The 19824-nt window shown below is 64.9% G+C and carries 19 protein-coding genes and 1 tRNA gene; 15 read left to right on the top strand and 5 right to left on the bottom strand.

All coding sequences use genetic code 11. The features are described 5' to 3' along the window. Positions 1–8 precede the first annotated feature (8 nt). From ACT6QU_RS16725 to ACT6QU_RS16700, 6 genes are read left to right on the top strand one after another with little or no spacing between them, the layout of a single operon-like run. On the top strand, positions 9–950 hold the full coding sequence (locus tag ACT6QU_RS16725) for a carbohydrate ABC transporter permease (protein WP_444565060.1): 942 nt from the start codon (positions 9–11) through the stop codon (positions 948–950). After that, on the top strand, positions 947–1786 hold the full coding sequence (locus ACT6QU_RS16720) for a carbohydrate ABC transporter permease (protein ID WP_444565059.1): 840 nt from the start codon (positions 947–949) through the stop codon (positions 1784–1786). Before ACT6QU_RS16725 ends, ACT6QU_RS16720 begins: the two co-directional genes overlap by 4 nt. Then, positions 1783–2841: an ABC transporter ATP-binding protein gene (locus ACT6QU_RS16715; protein ID WP_444565058.1), complete on the top strand. Its 1059-nt coding sequence runs from the start codon at positions 1783–1785 to the stop codon at positions 2839–2841. The genes ACT6QU_RS16720 and ACT6QU_RS16715 overlap by 4 nt, the downstream gene beginning before the upstream one ends. Next, positions 2838–3605, top strand: a complete 768-nt coding sequence (locus tag ACT6QU_RS16710; protein WP_444565057.1) for a GntR family transcriptional regulator — start codon at positions 2838–2840, stop codon at positions 3603–3605. The genes ACT6QU_RS16715 and ACT6QU_RS16710 overlap by 4 nt, the downstream gene beginning before the upstream one ends. 25 nt (positions 3606–3630) lie before the next feature. Beyond that, positions 3631–5271, top strand: a complete 1641-nt coding sequence (locus ACT6QU_RS16705) for an arylsulfatase (protein WP_444565056.1) — start codon at positions 3631–3633, stop codon at positions 5269–5271. Positions 5272–5278: 7 nt separating this feature from the next. Next, positions 5279–6229 carry a formylglycine-generating enzyme family protein gene (locus tag ACT6QU_RS16700; protein ID WP_444565055.1) on the top strand — a complete coding sequence of 317 codons (951 nt, stop codon included), beginning with the start codon at positions 5279–5281 and terminating at the stop codon, positions 6227–6229. A gap of 347 nt (positions 6230–6576) precedes the next feature. Here the strand turns inward: ACT6QU_RS16700 and ACT6QU_RS16695 are convergent. Beyond that, positions 6577–6666: transfer RNA gene (locus ACT6QU_RS16695), tRNA-Ser, on the bottom strand. Between the two features lie 156 nt (positions 6667–6822). Here ACT6QU_RS16695 and ACT6QU_RS16690 point away from each other — a divergent pair. The 6 genes from ACT6QU_RS16690 (at position 6823) to ACT6QU_RS16665 (ending at position 13594) form a co-directional block, all read left to right on the top strand. Further along, complete coding sequence (locus ACT6QU_RS16690) at positions 6823–7794, top strand: glutaminase (protein ID WP_444565054.1); 972 nt, start codon at positions 6823–6825, stop codon at positions 7792–7794. Positions 7795–7799: 5 nt separating this feature from the next. Further along, on the top strand, positions 7800–8546 hold the full coding sequence (locus ACT6QU_RS16685) for a hypothetical protein (RefSeq protein WP_444565053.1): 747 nt from the start codon (positions 7800–7802) through the stop codon (positions 8544–8546). 113 nt (positions 8547–8659) lie between these two features. Continuing rightward, positions 8660–10120: a cryptochrome/photolyase family protein gene (locus ACT6QU_RS16680; RefSeq protein WP_444565052.1), complete on the top strand. Its 1461-nt coding sequence runs from the start codon at positions 8660–8662 to the stop codon at positions 10118–10120. Further along, positions 10117–11457, top strand: a complete 1341-nt coding sequence (locus ACT6QU_RS16675; protein WP_444565051.1) for an NAD(P)/FAD-dependent oxidoreductase — start codon at positions 10117–10119, stop codon at positions 11455–11457. Before ACT6QU_RS16680 ends, ACT6QU_RS16675 begins: the two co-directional genes overlap by 4 nt. Before the next feature lie 8 nt (positions 11458–11465). Then, positions 11466–12314 carry a DUF1365 domain-containing protein gene (locus tag ACT6QU_RS16670; protein ID WP_444565050.1) on the top strand — a complete coding sequence of 283 codons (849 nt, stop codon included), beginning with the start codon at positions 11466–11468 and terminating at the stop codon, positions 12312–12314. Between the two features lie 26 nt (positions 12315–12340). Beyond that, a complete protein-coding gene (locus tag ACT6QU_RS16665) occupies positions 12341–13594 on the top strand; it encodes a class I SAM-dependent methyltransferase (RefSeq protein WP_444565049.1) in 1254 nt (417 codons plus the stop codon). Between the two features lie 183 nt (positions 13595–13777). Here the strand turns inward: ACT6QU_RS16665 and ACT6QU_RS16660 are convergent, their stop codons facing one another. Further along, entirely contained in the window at positions 13778–15754 is a 1977-nt protein-coding gene (locus tag ACT6QU_RS16660; protein WP_444565048.1) for a bifunctional 2',3'-cyclic-nucleotide 2'-phosphodiesterase/3'-nucleotidase, read from the bottom strand. Between the two features lie 181 nt (positions 15755–15935). Between ACT6QU_RS16660 and ACT6QU_RS16655 the strand changes: the two genes are divergently transcribed. Together ACT6QU_RS16655 and ACT6QU_RS16650 are read left to right on the top strand one after the other, a co-directional pair. Then, the gene (locus tag ACT6QU_RS16655; RefSeq protein ID WP_444565047.1) at positions 15936–16193 is read left to right on the top strand and encodes a type II toxin-antitoxin system Phd/YefM family antitoxin; all 258 of its coding nucleotides are present in this window, start codon (positions 15936–15938) and stop codon (positions 16191–16193) included. Beyond that, positions 16193–16600, top strand: a complete 408-nt coding sequence (locus ACT6QU_RS16650) for a type II toxin-antitoxin system VapC family toxin (RefSeq protein ID WP_444565046.1) — start codon at positions 16193–16195, stop codon at positions 16598–16600. The genes ACT6QU_RS16655 and ACT6QU_RS16650 overlap by 1 nt, the downstream gene beginning before the upstream one ends. A gap of 3 nt (positions 16601–16603) precedes the next feature. Here the strand turns inward: ACT6QU_RS16650 and ACT6QU_RS16645 are convergent, their stop codons facing one another. Beyond that, positions 16604–17077 carry an Lrp/AsnC family transcriptional regulator gene (locus ACT6QU_RS16645; RefSeq protein WP_444565077.1) on the bottom strand — a complete coding sequence of 158 codons (474 nt, stop codon included), beginning with the start codon at positions 17075–17077 and terminating at the stop codon, positions 16604–16606. A 140-nt stretch (positions 17078–17217) separates the two neighbouring features. On the opposite strand from ACT6QU_RS16645, the gene ald reads away from it, so the two are divergent. After that, positions 17218–18333 carry an alanine dehydrogenase gene (gene ald, locus ACT6QU_RS16640; RefSeq protein WP_444565045.1) on the top strand — a complete coding sequence of 372 codons (1116 nt, stop codon included), beginning with the start codon at positions 17218–17220 and terminating at the stop codon, positions 18331–18333. Between the two features lie 122 nt (positions 18334–18455). Here ald and ACT6QU_RS16635 read toward each other — a convergent pair whose 3' ends face one another. Both ACT6QU_RS16635 and sseA read right to left on the bottom strand, forming a co-directional pair. Next, complete coding sequence (locus ACT6QU_RS16635) at positions 18456–18977, bottom strand: GNAT family N-acetyltransferase (protein ID WP_444565044.1); 522 nt, start codon at positions 18975–18977, stop codon at positions 18456–18458. Continuing rightward, the gene (sseA, locus tag ACT6QU_RS16630; protein WP_444565076.1) at positions 18977–19816 is read right to left on the bottom strand and encodes a 3-mercaptopyruvate sulfurtransferase; all 840 of its coding nucleotides are present in this window, start codon (positions 19814–19816) and stop codon (positions 18977–18979) included. Before sseA ends, ACT6QU_RS16635 begins: the two co-directional genes overlap by 1 nt. Between the last annotated feature and the right edge of the window lie 8 nt (positions 19817–19824).

Here is a 19824-nt window from a genome sequence, read left to right as displayed (position 1 = left end):
GCTCCGCCATGTCCCTTGCCGAACCCGTCGCCGCCCCATCAAGGGCGGCGCTTTCCTCCGAACGTTCGGGCCATCTGAACGTCATGGCGCGTCGCGAGCGGCGCTTTGCCGCCGCCCTTCTCGCGCCGGCCTTCGTCGCGCTCGGTGCGACGACGACGTTTCCGCTTCTCTATCTGATCTGGACGAGCACGTTCCGGATGGACCTCGCCATGCCGTTCATGGACGGGTTCGTCGGTATCGAGAACTATCGCCAGCTTCTGGCCGACCCGCGCTTCTGGCAGTCGCTGTCTGTCAGCATGACCTATACGGTGACGACGGTCATCGCGCAGGTCGCGCTCGGCCTCGCGCTCGCGCTCCTCGTCATGAACATGAAGCGCGGCCAGGGCCTGTTTCGCTTCATAGCCATTCTTCCCGTCGTCCTGTCGCCCGCCGTGGTCGGCATGGTGTGGCGCAGCTTCATGCTGACGCCGGAATTCGGCGTGATCGACTATCTCTCCATTTCGGCCGGCCTCGGCAGCCAGAACTGGCTCGGCGATCCGTTCATGGCGCTGGTCTCGGTCATCGTCATCCACACATGGCAGTGGACGCCCTTCGCCTTCATGGTGCTGCTCGCAAGCCTCGCCTCGCTGCCCGACGACATCTACGAGGCCGCGCGGATCGATCGCGCCGGCCCTTGGCAGCGCTTCTGGCGCATCACGCTGCCGTTGCTTCGCCCGGCGATCGTCATGGTTGTCATCATGCGCACCATGGTTGCGCTCACCGCATTCGCCGCGATCTTCACCGTCACAGGCGGCGGTCCGGGCACGGCGACCGAGATTCTCAATCTCTACGCCTACCGCAAGTCCTTTACGGAACTGTCGATCGGCTATGGCTCGGCGCTCGCCGTCGCGCTCCTGATCGTCACCATCCTGATCTCGGCCGTCCTGTTCCTGATCCGGAGGGCGAAGTGAAGACGAAGCATTTGCGCGCCTTGGGCCTGCTGATCGTCACCGGCCTGTTCATCCTGGCCTGGATCTTCCCGATCTTCTGGTCGGTGCTGAATTCCTTCAAGAACGAGCAGGACGTGCTCGCCTATCCGCCGAAGCTGTTCTTCGTGCCGACGCTTTCGGCCTATCGCAGCGTGCTGTTTGGGCCGCAGTCGATCCTGCCGAACCTGTGGAGCAGCTTCGTCATCTCGGCCGGCACGACGATCCTGACCATGGCAATCGCGATCCCGGCCGCCTATGCGCTGGCGCGGCTGCGCGTGCCGGGCAGCCGGTGGGCGGGCTTCTACGTGCTGGCGACCCAGATGCTGCCGCCCGTCGGCATCATCATTCCCTACTTCCTGATCCTGCGGAACATCGGCTGGATGGACACCTATCAGGGCATCATCCTGATCTACCTGTCCTTCTCGCTGCCCTTCGCGATCTGGCTGATGGTCTCCTATTTCGAGGACATTCCCTTCGAGATGGAGGAAGCCGCCGCCGTTGATGGCGCGAGCCGGCTGACGACGCTGCGCCGGATCATCCTGCCGCAGGTGCAGGGCGGCATCGCCGTCACCATCGTCTTCGTCTTCCTGAACGCCTGGAACGAGTTCCTGTTCGCCGTCGTGCTTTCGGGCAATACGGTGCGCCCGGTCACGATCGCGATGTTCAACTTCGTCTCCGTCGAGCAGACGCTCTGGACGCAGCTTGCGGCGGTTTCCGTCATCGCCATGCTGCCGGTCGTCATCCTCGGCGTTCTCGCGCAAAAGCATATCGTCAAGGGCCTCACCGTAGGCGCAGTCAAGGGTGGGGGTCGCCGATGACCGGTCTGGGTAAGGTCCGCTTCGAGGACGTGGTCAAGATGCACGGCACTTTCGCCGCGCTCAAGGGCGTCGATTTCGAGATCGAGCCGGGCGAGTTCTTCGCGCTGCTCGGCCCCTCGGGCTCGGGCAAGAGCACCACGCTGCGCATTCTCGCCGGGCTCGACATGCCAACGCGCGGCCGCGTTTTCCTCGACGACGAGGACGTCACCGCGCAGGACGCGCGCGAGCGCGACGTGGCGATGGTGTTCCAGAGCTACGCGCTCTACCCGCACATGACGGTGGCGCAGAACATCGCGTTCCCGCTCGAAATGGAGAAGAAGTCGAAGGGCGAGATCGAGCCGCTGGTGCGCGAGGCGGCGCGCAAGGTGCGCATCGACCATCTGCTCGACCGGCGGCCGGGGCAGCTTTCCGGCGGCCAGCAGCAGCGCTGCGCGCTTGCCCGCGCCATCGTGCGACGGGCGAAACTCTTCCTGCTCGACGAGCCGCTGTCCAATCTCGACGCCAAATTGCGTCTGGAGACGCGGGCCGAACTGAAGCGGCTCCAGCGCGATCTCGGCGTCACCGCCGTCTATGTGACCCACGACCAGGAGGAGGCGATGACGCTCGCCGACCGCATGGCTGTGTTCATGGAAGGCGAAATCCAGCAGATGGGACGGCCGGCCGACGTCTTCGTCCGGCCCAACAGCGTCGACGTCGCGGCCTTCATCGGCAGCCCGCCCATGAACCTCTTGCCCGGCCGCGTCGAAGGCGAGCAGGTCGTGGTGGCGGGAAAGCCGCTCACGACCGCCCCCGCCGGCATGGCCGCGCGCGACGTGATCGTCGGCGTTCGACCGGGCGCGGTTCACGTCACCGGAACCGGCCGTGCGGCGACGGTGGAATTCGTCGAGAATCTCGGCGACACCGCCATTCTCGACTTGAAGCTCGACGGCGCGCCGATCCGCGCGCGCATCTCCGACGGCCGGCCCTTTGCAGACGGCGACACGGTTGCGATTTCGGTCGCCCCGCAGGACATCCATCTCTTCGATGCCGCAACGCAAAAGAGGATCGACGCATGAGCGGACAGATGCTTTCCCCGGACGCGCCGCGCATCGACACGTCGAGCAAAATTCCGCTGCACGTCCAGATCCGCGATGCGATCCGGCGCGATGCGCTGGGCGGCTCGCTGGTCGACCCCGAAGGCCGGCTGATGACGGAGGCCGAGCTCGGCGCGCATTTCGGCGTCAGCCGCGTGACGATCCGCAACGCGCTGCAGCCGCTCGTCGACGAGGGCATGTTCTCGCGCGAGCGCGGGCGCGGGACCTTCCTGCGCTCGGCGGCGGTCGAGAACTGGGTCGGGCGGCTGATGGGATTTTCCGAGACGATGCGCGAGGCGGGCTACGCGGCCGGCGCGCGCATCCTCGAAAAGGGCATGACCAACCGGCAGGATTCGGAAGTCAGCGAGAAGCTCGCCGAGCGCGCCGTCTGGCACCTGCACCGCCTGCGCACCGCGAACGACATTCCGGTTGCCATCGAGCACGCCTTCTACCCGCCGGATATCGGCCTCGAGCTCGAGCATCGCGACCTCGAATCGATCCTGATGTACCGCGTCTTCGAGGACGATCTGGGCCTGACCATCCACGAGGCCGACCAGACGATCGGCGCCGTCACCGCCGACGAGGCGACGGCTCGAGTGCTCGGCATCGAGCCCGGCCGCGCGCTGCTCTCGATGGACCGGCTGACCGTCTCGACAGGTGGCCGCGCGCTCGAATTCCTGCGCTCGGTCTACGTCCCCGAATATTTCCGCTTCGCCATCAAGCTCGCCCGCCGCACGGGCAATTGAACGTTCAATCTGGAGAGACTTTCTCATGAGCACCGCCGACCAGAAGGGCGCCCGGCCCAACGTCGTCATCATCCTCAACGACGACATGGGCTTTTCGGATATCGGCTGCTACGGCGGCGAGGTCGAGACGCCCAATCTCGACCGCCTCGCCTTTGCCGGCCTGCGCTATTCGCAGTTCTACAACACCGCGCGCTGCAGCCCCTCGCGCGCCTCGCTCCTGACCGGGCTTCACCCGCACCAGACGGGCATCGGCATCCTTACCTACGATACCGGCCCGGAAGGCTATACCGGCGATCTCGGCACCAACTGCGTGACGATGGCCGAAGTTCTGCGCGAGGCCGGCTACCGGACCTATCTCAGCGGCAAGTGGCATGTCGCCAAGAGCCTGACGGAGCCGTCGCCTTCCTGGCCGCTGCAGCGCGGCTTCGACGAATTCTACGGCACGATCATCGGCGCCGGCAGCTTCTACCACCCCAACACGCTGACGCGCGGCAACGAGAATGTCGAGCATGAGGCCATCAACGATCCCGATTTCTTCTACACCGACGCGATCAGCGACCAGGCCGCCGACTTCATCCGCGACCATGCGCGCGGCCATGCCGCCGCACCCTTCTTCCAGTATGTCGCCTACACCGCGCCGCACTGGCCGCTCCATGCCCATGACGAGGACATCGCCAAGTATAAGGGCCGCTTCGACGCGGGCTGGGACACGCTGCGCGAGGAGCGGCTGGAACGGCTGGTGCGCGCCGGCATGATCCACCCGTCCTGGGTGCTGACCGACCGCGACCCGACGCAGCCCGCTTGGCGCGACGCCAAGGAGAAGGAGTGGCTGTTGCGCTGCATGGAGGTCTATGCCGCACAGATCGACCGGATGGACCAGGGCATCGGCCGCATCCTCGACGCGCTCGAGGAGACCGGCCAGATGGACAACACGATGATCGTGTTCCTCTCCGACAACGGCGCCTGCGCCGAGGACATTCCCGAGGGTGTGCCGGTGCGCGAGCTCGTCGACAATCTGATGATCGCGCAAGAGAAGACCCGCGACGGGCGCCTCGTCCGCTTCGGCAACGACCGCTCGATCATGCCGGGCGCCGAGGACACGTATCAGAGCTACGAGACGGCTTGGGCGAACCTCTCCAATGCGCCGTTTCGCCTCTACAAGCACTGGGTGCATGAAGGCGGCATCTCGACGCCGCTGATCGTTCACTGGCCGCAAGGCATCGACGGGGCCGGCGGCCTGCGCCACACGCCGGGGCAGCTGCCGGATCTGATGGCCACGGTTCTCGACGTCACCGGCGCGGCCTACCCGGCCGAATACAAGGGCAATGCGATCCTGCCCTGCGAGGGCACGAGCCTCGTTCCGTCGTTCGAGGATGACGGCGCGACGCGCGGCCCGCTCTTCTGGGAGCATGAGGGCAACTCGGCCGTGCGCGTCGGCAAGTGGAAGCTGGTGCGCAAATATCCCGGCCCGTGGGAGCTCTACGACATGGAGGCCGACCGGACCGAGATGAACGATCTCGCCGCCGGCAATCCGGAACGCGTGGAGGAATTGAAGGCGCTCTACCAGCAATGGGCGGATCGCTGCGGCGTCATCGACCGCGAGACCATCCTCGACTATCTGGCGAGCCAGGCAGGCACCGCGTTCTGGGAAAAGGAAGAGGCGTGACGCACGCGTGACATCGCCCGCAAAGCCATGTTGCACGCCGGCGCAGGATCGGCGTGACACGCAGTCGGCGGCCGGTCCGCTTCGCCAGACCGGCGCCGTGCCCGATTTAGACTGGCGCCCCCTGTCCGGCGGCGCGTTCCTGATGGGCAATCCAGAGCAAGGCCGCTTTGCCGGCGACGGCGAAGGGCCGCAGCGCGAGGTTTCGGTCTCGCCCTTCGCGATTGCCGCCCACACCGTCACCAACGATCAGTTCGCAGCCTTCGTCGCCGAGACGGGCCATGTCACGCAGGCCGAGCGCGACGGCTGGTCGAGCGTCTTCCACATGCTCCTGTCGCCGCTCGAAAAGCGCAAGGTGCGGCAGGTCCCGCGCGAGACGCCATGGTGGTATCCGGTCGAAGGCGCGTCATGGACCAGGCCCGAAGGCCCGCAAAGCTCGGTCGGGGACCGCAGTGACCACCCGGTCGTGCATGTGAGCTGGGACGACGCGCAGGCCTATTGCGGGTGGGCGGGCGTGCAGCTGCCGAGCGAGGCGCAATGGGAATATGCCGCGCGCGGCGGTGTTGAAGCCGCGCTCTATCCATGGGGCGACGAGCTGACGCCCGGCGGCGACCACCGCTGCAACATCTGGCAGGGACGCTTCCCTACGCTGAACACCGCCGAAGACGGCCATCTCGGCACCGCGCCGGCGATTGCCTATGCGCCGAACGGGTTCGGGCTCTATAACGCCGTCGGCAATGTCTGGCAGTGGTGCGCGGATGATTTCTCGCCCGACTATCATCGCATCACCGCCTCACACGATCCGCTCAACGGAACTGGCGGCGATGTGAAGTCCATGCGCGGCGGCTCGTTTCTGTGTCATTCGAGCTATTGCGACCGCTATCGCTGCGCCGCGCGCACCGGCAACGACCGCCGCACCAGCACCGGCAACATCGGCTTTCGCGTCATCGCCACGTTTTAATTGCAACTGCTGCTTATCCGCTTACGGCCCCTTGGGCGTTGGCAGGAAATCATTTTCCAACGTTCAGCAAGCGAGGCCGAAGCCGACGGCCCTCGTGGGTACATAGTCGGACAGGGCAAACTTTGCCTAAATAGGACGCTCGGAACGGCAGCGTTCCGTCGAATGAGTCCCAAAACCCGACAGTCAGCAACTGGCCCCGAAGAAGACCCTCCCCTTCTCACCCCAGACCCTCTCGTAGTGCTATATATCAGCTGGGTGGAGGTTATTGTTTTCAGGGCGGGTTCTTTGGCGGGTGTATAGTGACGCCAAGAAAGTTCAATGTAGTTTCAATGACTTAAAAGCAATAATGGCGGAGGGAGTGGGATTCGAACCCACGGAGACATTGCTGCCTCGCCGGTTTTCAAGACCGGTGCCTTAAACCGCTCGGCCATCCCTCCGCTGCCGGTGCCAATGTGCGGCAGACGAGGCATTTAGGTGATCCGGCCCGCAGTGGTCAACATCTGCGTTCGACCCTTGCGACACCAGGCGCCGGCGCTATGTTGCCGTTCCAATCGGAACACGGCCGCACTGGTGCGCGGCGCAAGAGGGGCGGCATGACGGTCAGGGGCAAGACGGACATCGACCACGAGCTTTTGAAGAAGGTGGTCGACGGGATCGCGATTGAGATCGGCAATGCGACCGAATGGGGCAAGGCCGCGGATTACATTCCGGAACTCGCCAAGGTCGACACCCGGCAGTTCGGCATCGCCGTCCTGACGCGCGACGGCCAGATGATCGCCGGCGGCGCATCCGACACGCAATTCTCGATCCAGAGCATTTCCAAGGTCTTCGCGCTGACGCTTGCCTTGAAGCTTCATGGCGAGAAGGTTTGGAAACGGGTCGGCAAGGAGCCGTCGGGCGATCCTTATAACTCGATCGTCGACATGGAGCGTCACAAGGGCATCCCGCGCAATCCGTTCATCAATCCGGGCGCGCTGGTCATCGACGACATGCTGCTGGACGGCAAGAAGGGCGACAAGATTCCCGATACCGTGCGCGATTTCATCGCCGAGATGATCGGCGAGGATGAAATCGGCATCGACGAGGATGTGGTCAAGTCCGAGCACACGTCCGGTTACACCAACAAGGCGCTGGCCAATCTGGCGAAATCCTTCGGCAATCTCGACAACGAGGTCGACGACGTGATGCACATCTATGTGCGCCAGTGCGCGGTGGCGCTGTCGTGCCGGCAACTGGCGCGCGCCGGCCGCTATCTGATGCTCGACCGCGAGGACATCGACGGCAAGGTGTCGAAAACCGATGCCGAGCGGGCGCGCCGCGTCAACGCGATCATGCTGACCTGCGGCCAGTACGACGGCTCGGGCGATTTCGCCTACCGGGTCGGCCTGCCGGCAAAAAGCGGCGTCGGCGGCGGCATCCTCGCCATCGTGCCGAACACGGCCTCGATCGCGGTCTGGTCGCCCGGTCTCGACGAGAACGGCAACTCCCTCCTCGGCACGCTCGCGCTGGAGCGGCTTTCGAAGCGCATGGACTGGTCGATCTTCGGCGCCATCCGCCGCGTCTGAAAATCATGTCCCTCATCTTCGACCACATCGCCGAGTTGAATGCCGAGCGGCCCTGGGGCCGCGTGCTCGACGCCGGCACCGGCATCAATTCGCTGCGCTGGCTGCGCACCCTGCCCGCTGACGATCTGACCGCCGTCACGGGCGCTGACCTGATGGTCCGGCGCATGCGCGATGCGCTCGGCCCCTCGCCTGCGCACGAGAATATCCTCACCGGCAACTGGGCCGATCCCGCCTTTCTCGCCGGCAAGACGTTCGACACGGTCGTCGCCGATTATCTGATCGGCGCGATCGAAGGCTTCGCGCCCTATTTCCAGGAAGCGATGATCGCCCGGCTGCGCCAGCTCACGGCGGGCCGGCTCTATCTCGTCGGGCTCGAACCCTATGTGGTGGAAAAGCCGAAGACGCCGGCCGAGGACGTCGTGTTCCGGATCGGCCGGATGCGCGACACGTTCCTGCTCCTGTCGGGCCAGAAGCCCTATCGCGAATTTCCGCTGGCTTGGATCGAGGAAAGGCTGGCAGCCACCGGCCTTGTCGTCGTCGCCACCAGACGGTTTCCGATCCGCTACCGCGCGCGCTTCGTCAACGCCCAACTCGACATGTGCGTCAACCGGCTTCACCTCGTTCCCGAAGATCTGCGCGCCCCCCTCGCCGCCCATGTCGAAGCCATGCGAAAAGAGGCCCTGGCGCTCGAGGCCCGGCTGGACGGGCTGCGCTGCGGCTTCGACTACGTGATCGCCGCCGAACCCCGTTAAACTGCACATATTTGTGAGTGAAATCGCCCACTTGCGGCGATCCGGTCCGCTCGTGTTCGCGTAAAGCAGAGCATTGCTCGACAAAGACACGCACAGGACCCGCTTCCCGACCGATGGCATCCGAACACCACACATCAGACCGGCCTGCGCTCGTCCTTTTCCGCCATGATTTGCGGCTGGCCGACAATGGCGCCTTGCGCGCCGCGGTCGACAGCGGCCGGCCGGTCGTTCCGGTCTTCGTCTTCGACGAGATGAGCGAAGGCGTGCGGCCGATCGGCGGCGCGCGCCGCTGGTGGCTGCACCATTCGCTCGAAGTGCTCTCCGCCGCCTTGAAGAAGGCCGGCGCCGAACTCGTCCTGCGCGCAGGGCCAATGGCGGACGTCGCCGACGATCTCGTCAAGGAGACGGGCGCCGAGGCGGTCTTCTGGAACCGGCGTTACGACCCGCCGGCCATCGCCGCCGACAAGGAGATGAAGTCCCGCCTCGTCGAAAGCGGCATCGAGGCGCAAAGCTTCGACGGTCATCTCCTCCACGAACCGTGGCAGGTGAAGACCAAGACCGGCGGCTTCTACAAGGTCTATACGCCCTTCTGGCGCGCGATGACCGCAGAGATCGAGCCCCGCGAACCCGTCGCCCGCCCGCGCGAAATCACGCCCTTCGCCGGCAAGGTGAAATCCGAAACGCTCGCCGACTGGAAGCTCCTGCCATCGAAGCCCGATTGGGCCGGCGGCCTTCGCGAGACGTGGCAGCCCGGGGAAGACGGCGCGCATCAGGCGCTCGATGCGTTCCTCTCCGGCCCCATCAAGAACTATGGCGAAAACCGCGACCGGCCCGATTTCCATTCCACCTCGCGCCTGTCGCCCTACCTCGCCCATGGCGAGATCACGCCGTTCCAGATCTGGCACGCACTCGAAACGCGCAGGATCGATGCCGCCCCCGGCGACATCGAGAAGTTCCGCAAAGAGGTCGCCTGGCGCGAATTCTCCTACCACCTCCTCTTCCACAACCCGGACCTCGGCGCGACCAACTTCAACCGCGACTTTGACGCCTTCGCCTGGAAGAAGAACCCAAAAGCCCTGCACGGCTGGCAGCGCGGCCAGACCGGCTATCCGCTGGTGGATGCCGGCATGCGCCAGTTGTGGCAGACGGGCTGGGTCCACAACCGCGTGCGCATGGTCGTCGCGTCCTTCCTGGTCAAGCATCTCTTGCAGGACTGGCGTGCCGGCGAAGCGTGGTTCTGGGACACGCTGGTCGACGCCGACCCCGCGAACAACACGGCGAGCTGGCAGTGGGTCGCCGGCTCCGGCGCCGATGCCGCACCCTATTTTCGCGTCTTCAACCCCATGCTCCAGGGCGAAAAGTTCGACCCTGACGGCAAATATGTTCACGAATTTCTGCCAGAGCTCCAGGGCCTTGAGGGGGGCGATCTGCAGGCGCCGTGGACTGCGTCCAAAGACACACTTTCCGCGGCCGGCGTGAAACTTGGCACCGATTATCCCGTACCTGTCGTCGACCATTCCAAAGCCCGCGACCGGGCGCTTGAAGCCTATCAAGAGATGCGAGGGAATTCATGAACATCGTTCCGATCAGCCGAACGAATGACGGCCGCAAGAAGATCGCCGTCATCGGCTCCGGAATTTCGGGCGCGTCGGCGGCATGGGCCCTGCGTGACGTCGCGGAGGTGACGCTGTTCGAGGCCGACGCCCGCCCCGGCGGCCACACCGCCACGGTCGATATCGACTATGATGGAACGCCCATTTCGGTCGACACCGGTTTCATCGTCTACAACGAGCACAACTACCACGATCTGACCGCCCTCTTCGCGCATCTGGATGTCGCCACGCATGCAAGCGACATGGGCTTTTCGCTCTCGCTCGACGGCGGCAAGCTCGAATGGAGCGGCCAGAGCTACGCGTCGATCTTCGCCCAGCGCCGCAACCTCTTCTCGCCCCGGTTTCTCAAGATGCTCGGCGAAATCCTGCGCTTCAACAAGCAGTGTGTCGCCGATCGCGATGGCGGCCGCCTCGCCGGCATGACGATCGGCGACTACCTCGTCGAGCGCCGCTTTTCGCCGGGCTTCCGCGACAATTATTTGATCCCGATGGCCGCCGCGATCTGGTCGACCCCCCGCATCAAGATGCTCGACTATCCGGCAGCGACCTTCGTCAATTTCTTCCAGAACCATCGCCTCATCCATCACGAGCGCCCGATGTGGCGCACGGTCACCGGCGGCGCGAAAACCTATCTGGAAAAGCTGCTCGCCCCGCTTCAGGGCCGCGTCCGGCTCGCGAGCCCCGTTGAGACCATCATCCGCGACGCGCTCGGTGTCACGATCTGGGCCAAGGACGCCACGCCCGAGCGCTTCGACGCCGTCATCGTCGCCACCCATTCCGATCAGGCCTTGCGTCTGCTCGGCGACGCCTCGCCGCTCGAGCAGACGATCCTCGGCGACGTCCACTACCGCCCGAACCGCGTCATCCTCCACCGCGACCAGAGCCTGATGCCACGCCGCCGCATCGCGTGGTCGGCGTGGAACTACCTGCGCGCCAGCGGCGACGAGGAAGAGCGCGAGGTCTCGGTCACTTACTGGATGAACCGCCTGCAGGGAATCGATCCGACAAAGCCCCTCTTCGTCTCGCTCAATCCGGCTATCGACCCAGCCCCCGACACGATCTTCGGCGAATGGTCCTACGAGCACCCCCAGTTCGACGCCCGCGCGCTCACCGCGCAATCGCGCCTCGATGAAATCCAGGGCGTACGCCACACCTGGTTCGCCGGCGCCTGGACCGGCTACGGCTTCCACGAGGACGGCCTCCGCTCGGGCCTTGACGCGGCCGTGGCCCTCGGCGCTACCATCCCCTGGCCACGCGGCGAGACCGGCGTCGCCGAACTGCCGCTGGCCGCCGAATAGGCGCGATCATGATCCGCAAGGAGCGCATCACCACCATGGAAGCAAACGGCGCGGCGCCCGCCGCCGCCGCCTCGCTCTATGCCGGCGAGGTGATGCACGCGCGCATGAAACCCTTCGCGCACCGCTTCACCTACCGCGTCTTCTCGCTGCTCCTCGATCTCGACCGCCTGCCCGAAGCCGGGCGCCAGTCGGCGCTCTTCTCGGTCGACCGCCCCGGCCTCGTCTCCTTCCACCAGAAGGACCACGCCGATCGCGAGGGCGAGACGCTGCGCCAGAAAGCCGACCGGCTTCTCACCGATGCCGGCCTGCCTGCGCCCGCCGGCCGCGTCCTGCTCCTCGCCTATCCGCGCATCCTCGGCTACGTCTTCAATCCCATCTCGGTCTACTTCGCCTATGGCGCCGACGACGACCTCGTCGCCTTGATCTACGCCGTCCGCAACACCTTCGGCGAAAGCCACACCTATGTCGCGCTGGTCGAGGAGGGCGACCTGACGCAAGCCGGCATCCGGCAGGAGCGCACCAAGATCTTCCACGTCTCGCCGTTCATCGACATGGGCGCGCGCTACCATTTCCGCGTCCTGCCGCCGGGCGAAGTCGTGCGCCTGCGCATCCATGAGACCGAAGCCGGCGCACCGCTCCTGTCGGCGACCTTCGCCGGGACCCACCGCGAACTGACGACCCGGGGTCTCGCCCGCACCCTCTTGCGCACGCCGCTGATGACATGGAAAGTGATCGCGGGGATACATTACGAAGCGCTGAAGCTCTGGCTCAAGGGCGCGCGCTTCCACACGAGCCCGCCACCGCCGAAGCCGGTCAGCTTCCGCGACGAGGCACCGGCTCTGCCGGCCGGAAAATGACGGCCGACGACATGAGGTTGGAGGGAATGGAAGAAACCGCAACATTGCAGCCGAAGGCCGATCCTACGGTCCTGACCGAGGCGAATTTCGTTCAGGCAACGCGCGGCCTGCCCACCCGCGCCCGCATGGCGCTGAAGGTCGGCATGTCGATGCCGCACGGCGCGCTCACCGTCGAGCTTCCTGACGGTCGCGCGCTCAAGGTCGGCGGCAACGGTCCCGGTCCCGACGCCCATGTCCGCCTCAACAACTGGAACCTCGTCGGCCGCGCCTTTTCCGGCGCCACGATCGGCGTTGCCGAATCCTATGTCGACGGCGACTGGGAAAGCGCCGACGTCACCGCCTTCCTCGAACTCTTCGTCATCAACGAAGAAGCGGGCGAAAAGGTCGCCGGCGGAGCGAACTTCATGCTGACGCTCTTCCAGCGCCTGCGTCACTGGTTTCACCAGAATTCGAAGTCGGGCTCGAAGCGCAACATCTCCGCCCATTACGACCTCGGCAACGCCTTCTACCGGGAATGGCTCGACCCCTCGATGACCTATTCCTCGGCGCTCTACGCCTCCGGCGCGAACGACCTCGAAGGCGCGCAGGCGGAAAAATACCGGGCGCTTGCCCGCGACACCGGGATCGGCCCGAACGATCACGTACTGGAGATCGGTTGCGGATGGGGCGGCTTTGCCGAGTTCGCCGCCCGGGAGATCGGCTGCAAGGTCACAGGCCTGACGATCAGCCGCGAACAGCACGATTTTGCCACCGCGCGCATCGCCAAAGCCGGCCTCTCCGACCGCGTCGAGATCAGGTTCCAGGACTACCGCGACGAGACCGGCCGCTATGACCGCATCGCTTCGATCGAGATGTTCGAGGCCGTCGGCGAGAAATACTGGCCGGTCTTCTTCTCCAAGATGCGCGATTGCCTAAAGCCCGGCGGCGCCGCCGGGCTCCAGATCATCACTATCAAGGACGAAATCTTCCCGTCATACCGCGCGCGCCCGGACTTCATCCAGCGCTACGTCTTTCCCGGCGGCATGCTGCCCTCGCCGCAGATCCTGCGCTCCCTTGGTGCCGATCACGGCCTGAAACTCGCCGCCGAGCGCGTCTTCCCGCAGGACTACGCCCGCACGCTCGCCGAATGGCGCGACCGCTTCCACGCCTCCTGGCACAAGATCGTCCCGCTCGGCTTCGACGACCGCTTCAAGCGGCTCTGGGAGTTCTACCTGCACTATTGCGAGGCCGGCTTCCGCGCCGAATACATCGACGTCCGTCAGGTCATCTACCAGAAGTAACGGGCCAGAAGACACCGGCCACCCGACGCACGCCCATCGCAGGGTGCGTTGAGATTCGGGTCTGTGCGTGCCGAAAATGGCAGCTTTCGAGAACCGGAGCGGAATGTACATTTGGGTACATGGGCACCGGAAGCGCAGAAATCTGCCATTTGCAGGCCGCTCAGGCCCGAATACAGGCGCGCCCTAGAGCGTGATGCGATACCGCGCGAACCCGTTCTCGCCCTCACCCGCCTCCTCGATCGTCACGCCCTCGACCTCGGCCATGAACTCGCGCGCCTTCGGGCCGGTGTCGAACACAACCGTCGTGCCCTTCATCGGCGCGAAGGACCAGTTGGCGTCGGCGGCCGGGTTGATCGTGCCTTCCTCAACGATGTAGCGGACGATCACGTCGCGGTTCGTGTCCGGCGCCTCGTAGACGACTTTGTCGGCCGCGATCTCGGGGAAGTTGCCGCCACCGCCGGCGCGGTAATTGTTTGTCGCGACGACGAAGCGCGCTTCAGGGTCGATCGGCTGCCCGTCGAAGGAAAGGTCGACGATGCGGCTTGCCTCCGCATTCACCGCCTCACCGTCCTTGTTGTATTTCGCCGGTTGCGACAGGTCGATCTTGTAGGTCACCCCGTCGATCACGTCGAAATTGTAGGACGGGAAGTCCGGGTTGATCAGCGGTGCGTCGCTGGCGCCGGCCTCGACCTGGTTGAACATGCCGGCCGACATTTCCAGCCATTCCTTCACCTGCGCGCCGGTGATCACCACCGCCTGCACAGTGTTGGGGTAGAGGTAAAGGTCCGCCACGCTGCGGATCGCGACGTCACCTGCCGGAACGTCCGTGTAGTAGTCAGGCCCGCCGCGTCCGCCGGCCTTGAAGGGCGCCGCCGCCGAAAGCACCGGCAGATCGGCATATTCGGTCGAAGACAGCATGTCCGTGATGTACCAGATCTGCGCCTGGCTCACGATCTGCACCGACGGATCGTCGGCGACGAGCGCGAAATAGGAATGGAGCGGCGCCGAGGTCTGCCCTACCGGCGTGCGCACATATTCGATCGTGGCGTCGTGATCTTCCTGAACCGCCGCCTCGACGTCCGCCTCGCTCTCGACCAGCGGCTTCACCTCGCGCTCCACGCGCTCGAAGATCGGCCGCGCCTCGGAAGTCGACGCGACCACCTTCCACGCCTCTCCGTCGCGCTCCAGCATCAGGTCGATGAGGCCGAGATGCGAGCCCCAGAACCCGCCCATGACGCCCGGCTTGCCGCCGATGAGCCCGGCCGAATTGTCGAGCCCCTCAGTCTCCTCGAAATCCGCGCCGGGGAAGACCAGATGCGCGTGGCCGGTCACGATCGCGTCGATGCCCTCGACGCCGGCGATCAGGATCGAGGCGTTCTCGAGGTTCTCGGCATACTCCGTCGGCCCCATGCCCGAATGCGAAAGCGCGATCACGATGTCGGCGCCCTCCTCGCGAATCTTCGGCACCCAGGCCTCGGCCGCCTTCACCATGTCGCGCGCCTCGACATTGCCGACGAGATGGCGCGAATCCCATGTCATGATCTGCGGCGGCACGAAGCCGATCAACCCGACCTTGATCGGATGCTCCTCGCCCGCGCCGTCGACCACCGTCTTTTCCAGAATGATGTAGGGCTCGACCAGAAGGTCGTCGTCGAGCGGACTGTCGGCCAGCGTGCCCTTGGCGACATTGGCGCAGACGAACGGGAAATCGGCCCCGTCCAGCACCTTCTGCATATATTCGAGCCCGTAGTTGAACTCGTGATTGCCCAGCGTCGAGCAGTCGTAGCCGAGCACGTTCATCGCCTTGATGATCGGATGCACGTCGCCGTCGTTCATCCCGCGCTCATAGGCGTAGTAGTCGCCCATCGGATTGCCCTGCAGGAAATCGCCATTGTCGACCAGCATCGAATTCGTCGCCTCGGCGCGAATCTCGTCGATGATCGTCGCGGTGCGCGCAACGCCCATCGTGTCGTTCGGCCGGTCGCCGTAATAATCATAGGGGAACACGTGCACGTGGAGATCGGTCGTCTCCATGATGCGCAAATGCGCCTGGTTGGCTTGCGCCCGCGCCGAGAAGGGATGAAGCGCGATCAGTGCGCCGGCGGCAGCCGACCCTGCGAGAAACGCGCGGCGTGACAGCGGGTGAAGCGTGGCGGACATGGGGTTCTCCGTCTGAAGATTTTCGTTGGTCGAATGACGACGCCGCGATTTGAACGTCGGAAAGAGCGTCAGTCCAGCAATTTTTGGTGACGGGGGAATGACGAGGCGCGACTTGCACCGCAGACGCGCGCACATCAGACTAGTCATCAGACTAGTCATCAGACTAGTCAGGATTATTGTCATGAAGAGCTGGCCTGTTCAGGATGCAAAGGCTCGTTTCAGCGACCTTTTGGCGACGACCGTAAAGGAAGGCCCGCAAATGGTCACCCGACGCGGCGTCGACATGGCCGTGATGGTGCCGATCGACGAATGGAAGCGGCTGACCGGTTCAGCCCCGCGGACGCTAAAGGAACTGCTTCTGGCCGACGCGCCGCGTTTCGATTTCGAAATCCCCCGCATCCCCTTTAACCGCCGCGAACCGCCGCGTTTCGAAGATTGATGTTTCTGCTCGATACCAATGTCGTTTCCGAACTGCGGCGGACGCGCCCGCACGGCGCCGTGCTGAAATGGTTTGAGCAAACTCGCGAAACGGATATCTACATCTCATGCGCGACGGTTGGGGAAATCCAGGCCGGCATCGAACTCGCCCGCGACCACGATGCCGCCAAGGCGGAGGAGATCGAGCGCTGGCTGGATCAGGTCGTGCGCTCGATGAGTGTCCTACAGGCAGACGCCGCGACGTTCCGCATCTTCGCGCGGCTGATGCACAAGAACCAGTCTCATCTTTGGGATGACGCCCTGCTCGCTGCCACCGCCATCCAGCATGGCGCGACCGTCGTCACCCGCAATACGCGCGATTTCCGCCAGCTTGCGGTCGACCTGTTCGACCCTTTCGCAGCAACCTGATCGTCACGCCAGTTCCGGATCGATCCCCATCGTCGTCCGGTCGATCACCTCGCGCAACGCGAAGGACGAGTTGATCTTGGTCACGTGCGGCATCGCCGTCAGCCAATCGCGGTGTATGCGCTCGTAATCGGCGAGGTCCTTCGCCGCGATGCGCAGGATGTAGTCGTATTCGCCCGACATCAGATGGCACGACAAAACGTTCGGGCAGCGCTTCACCGCGCTTTCGAAATCGGCCAGCGTCTTTTCGAACTGGCCGGACAGCGAGATGTGGACGATCGCCGTCATCTTGTGCCCGAGCGCGGCGTTGGAAAGCCGCGCATGATAGCCGCGCACCACGCCGTTCTTCTCCAGGATGTCGAGGCGGCGCGAGCAGGCCGATTGCGACAAGCCCACCTTCTCGGCAAGCGCCGCGTTCGAAATCCGCCCTTCCGCCTGAAGCGTCTCCAGAATGGCGACATCCGTCTTGTCGAGCTGCATCATTCGCAGAATTCACCGTTTTTGACACTTCATACGCAACGATACGCCATTCGCACCGCGATCCGCAACCGTCGCCGCAAGCCCGTTCGACGCTTTCGGCCTTAGACTCGCGCGCAATTCAGGGACAGAGGAGAACACCCATGCGCGTCGGTTGCCCGAAGGAAATCAAGAACCACGAATATCGCGTCGGGCTGACCCCCGGTTCGGTGCGCGAATACATCGCGCACGGTCACGACGTGATCGTGGAAACCGGCGCGGGCGCCGGCATCGGCGCCGACGACAACGCCTACCGCGCCGCCGGCGCGACCATCGCCAAGACCGCCGCCGAAGTCTTCACCAAGTCCGACATGATCGTGAAGGTGAAGGAGCCGCAGCCCTCCGAATGGGTGCAGCTTCGCGAAGGCCAACTCCTCTACACCTATCTCCACCTCGCGCCCGATCCGGAACAGACCAAGGGCCTCGTCGAGTCCGGCGTCACCGCCGTCGCTTACGAAACGGTGACCGACGATCGCGGCGGCCTGCCGCTCCTCGCCCCGATGTCGGAAGTCGCCGGCCGCCTGTCGATCCAGGCCGGCGCGACGGCGCTGCAGAAGGCCAATGGCGGCCGCGGCGTTCTTCTGGGCGGCGTCCCGGGCGTGCTGCCGGGCAAGGTCGCGGTCATCGGCGGCGGTGTCGTCGGCCTTCATGCGGCGAAGATGGCCGCCGGCCTCGGCGCGGACGTGACGATCCTCGACCGCTCGCTGCCGCGCCTGCGCCAGCTCGACGACATCTTCGGCGGCCGCGTCCACACCCGTTTCTCGACCGTCGAGGCGCTCGAGGAAGAGTGCTTCTCGGCTGACATCGTCGTCGGCGCCGTGCTGATCCCCGGCGCCGCCGCACCGAAGCTCGTCACCCGCGAGATGCTGTCCGGCATGAAGAAGGGCGCGGTTCTCGTCGACGTCGCGATCGACCAGGGCGGCTGCTTCGAGACCTCGCACGCCACGACCCATGCCGAGCCGACCTACGAGGTCGACGGCATCATCCACTATTGCGTCGCCAACATGCCCGGCGCCGTGCCGGTCACCTCGGCCCACGCGCTCAACAATGCAACGCTGCATTACGGCCTCCAGCTTGCCGATCGCGGCCTCAAGGCCATTCTCGACGACAAGCACCTGCGCAACGGTTTGAACGTCCACAAGGGCCGCATCACCAACGCGCCGGTGGCCGAAGCGCTCGGTTACGAGATGGTCGACGTCCAGAAGGCACTCGCCGCCTGATCCTCTTCGCTGCGGACCCTCCTCCCCCGCAGCGATACATCGGACCGAAACCTGGTATCCAGCATTCGGCCATCCGATGTCCTCGAAGCCCGCCGATCGCAGGATCGGCGGGCTTTCGCATTTCAGTCCCAGGGCTCGACTTCTTCCTCGTCGAAGCCGAATGGAGCGAACCCCATGCGCTGGTAAAGCTGGAGCGCGCGCGGACTGTCCAGCGTGTTGGTGTGGATCGTCACCTTGGCTGGATCGTGATCCCACGCAGCATGAATGCCCTCGGAGAGGAAGAACTTCGCCAGTCCCCGCCCCTGGAAATCGGGCATCAGGCCGAAATAGAGGATCTCCGCATGGTCGGGTTTTTGCGAAAGGTCGAGCTCGCAGAACCCCGCCGGGCATCCGTCGACATAGAGCACTTCGATCTGCGTATTCGCCGAGCGAATGATCGCAGCAAGCTCGCCGTCCGGCGTTTCCCGGTGCAGCATCCAGTGATGCGGCTTGCCGACCTCGCGATAGAGATAGCGGTAGAACGACACCGGCATTTCGCGGGCCCGCATCAGCGCGACGCGCTGGCCGTGCGGCATGGGCATCCGCGCCGCCGGCCGTTCCGTCATTTCCAGATGCGTGATCCGCGCCTTGAATCGGCCCGCCATCACCCGGTCTCGACGGGCGTATCGGAACGCCCGCCCCATTCGGTCCATGATCCGTCATAGAGCTTGTTGTCCGTATGCCCGACAGATTCCAGCGCCAGCGTGATGACCGCCGCCGTCACGCCCGAGCCGCAACTTGTTACGACCGGCTTGTCGAGATCGACGCCCCTGTCCCGAAGAAGAGCGCGCAACTCGTTGACCGGAAGAAGCTTTCCCTCGCGCGACAGACCCGTCGCCGGCACGTTCACCGCGCCCGGCATGTGCCCGCTGCGCACGCCCTTGCGCGGTTCCGGGTCGGTCCCGGCGAACCGCCCCGCCGGCCGCGCGTCCGCGACCTGGCCCTTGCCGACGGTCGCGCGCATGTCGTCCAGCCGCGCCACGCGTGCCTCGTCGAAATCGGTCTCGAAGAAGCTCGGGGCAATCTTCGTCGGCTCGTCCGTCACCGGCCGTCCGTCAGCCTTCCAACGGTCGAAACCGCCATCCAGAACAAAGACTTGCTTCGCTCCCATGATTCGAAACATCCACCAGACGCGCGGCGCCGAAAACATGCCCGGCCCGTCATAGACGACGATGGTGTCATCTGCAGAAATGCCCATCGAACCAGCGAACTGCGCGAAGACGCCCGGCGACGGCAATGTGTGGGGCAAGTCACTGCCCGGCTCGACCACGAGGTCCTGGTCGAAGAACACCGCGCCGGGGATATGGCCGGCATCATGCTCCGCCTTGGCGTCGCGCTTTTGCGCCGGCAGATACCAGGAAGCATCGACGATCGCGACGCCGGGCGTCCCGATTTTGACTTCAAGCCAGTCGAAATCGACGACAAACGGGCTCGTTTCCATCAGTTTTCACC

Source organism: Aliihoeflea sp. (assembly GCF_052435475.1).
Lineage (GTDB): Bacteria > Pseudomonadota > Alphaproteobacteria > Rhizobiales > Rhizobiaceae > Aliihoeflea.
Note: the sequence above shows the minus strand (reverse complement) of the source record. Positions and strands in the feature narration are given on the sequence as shown.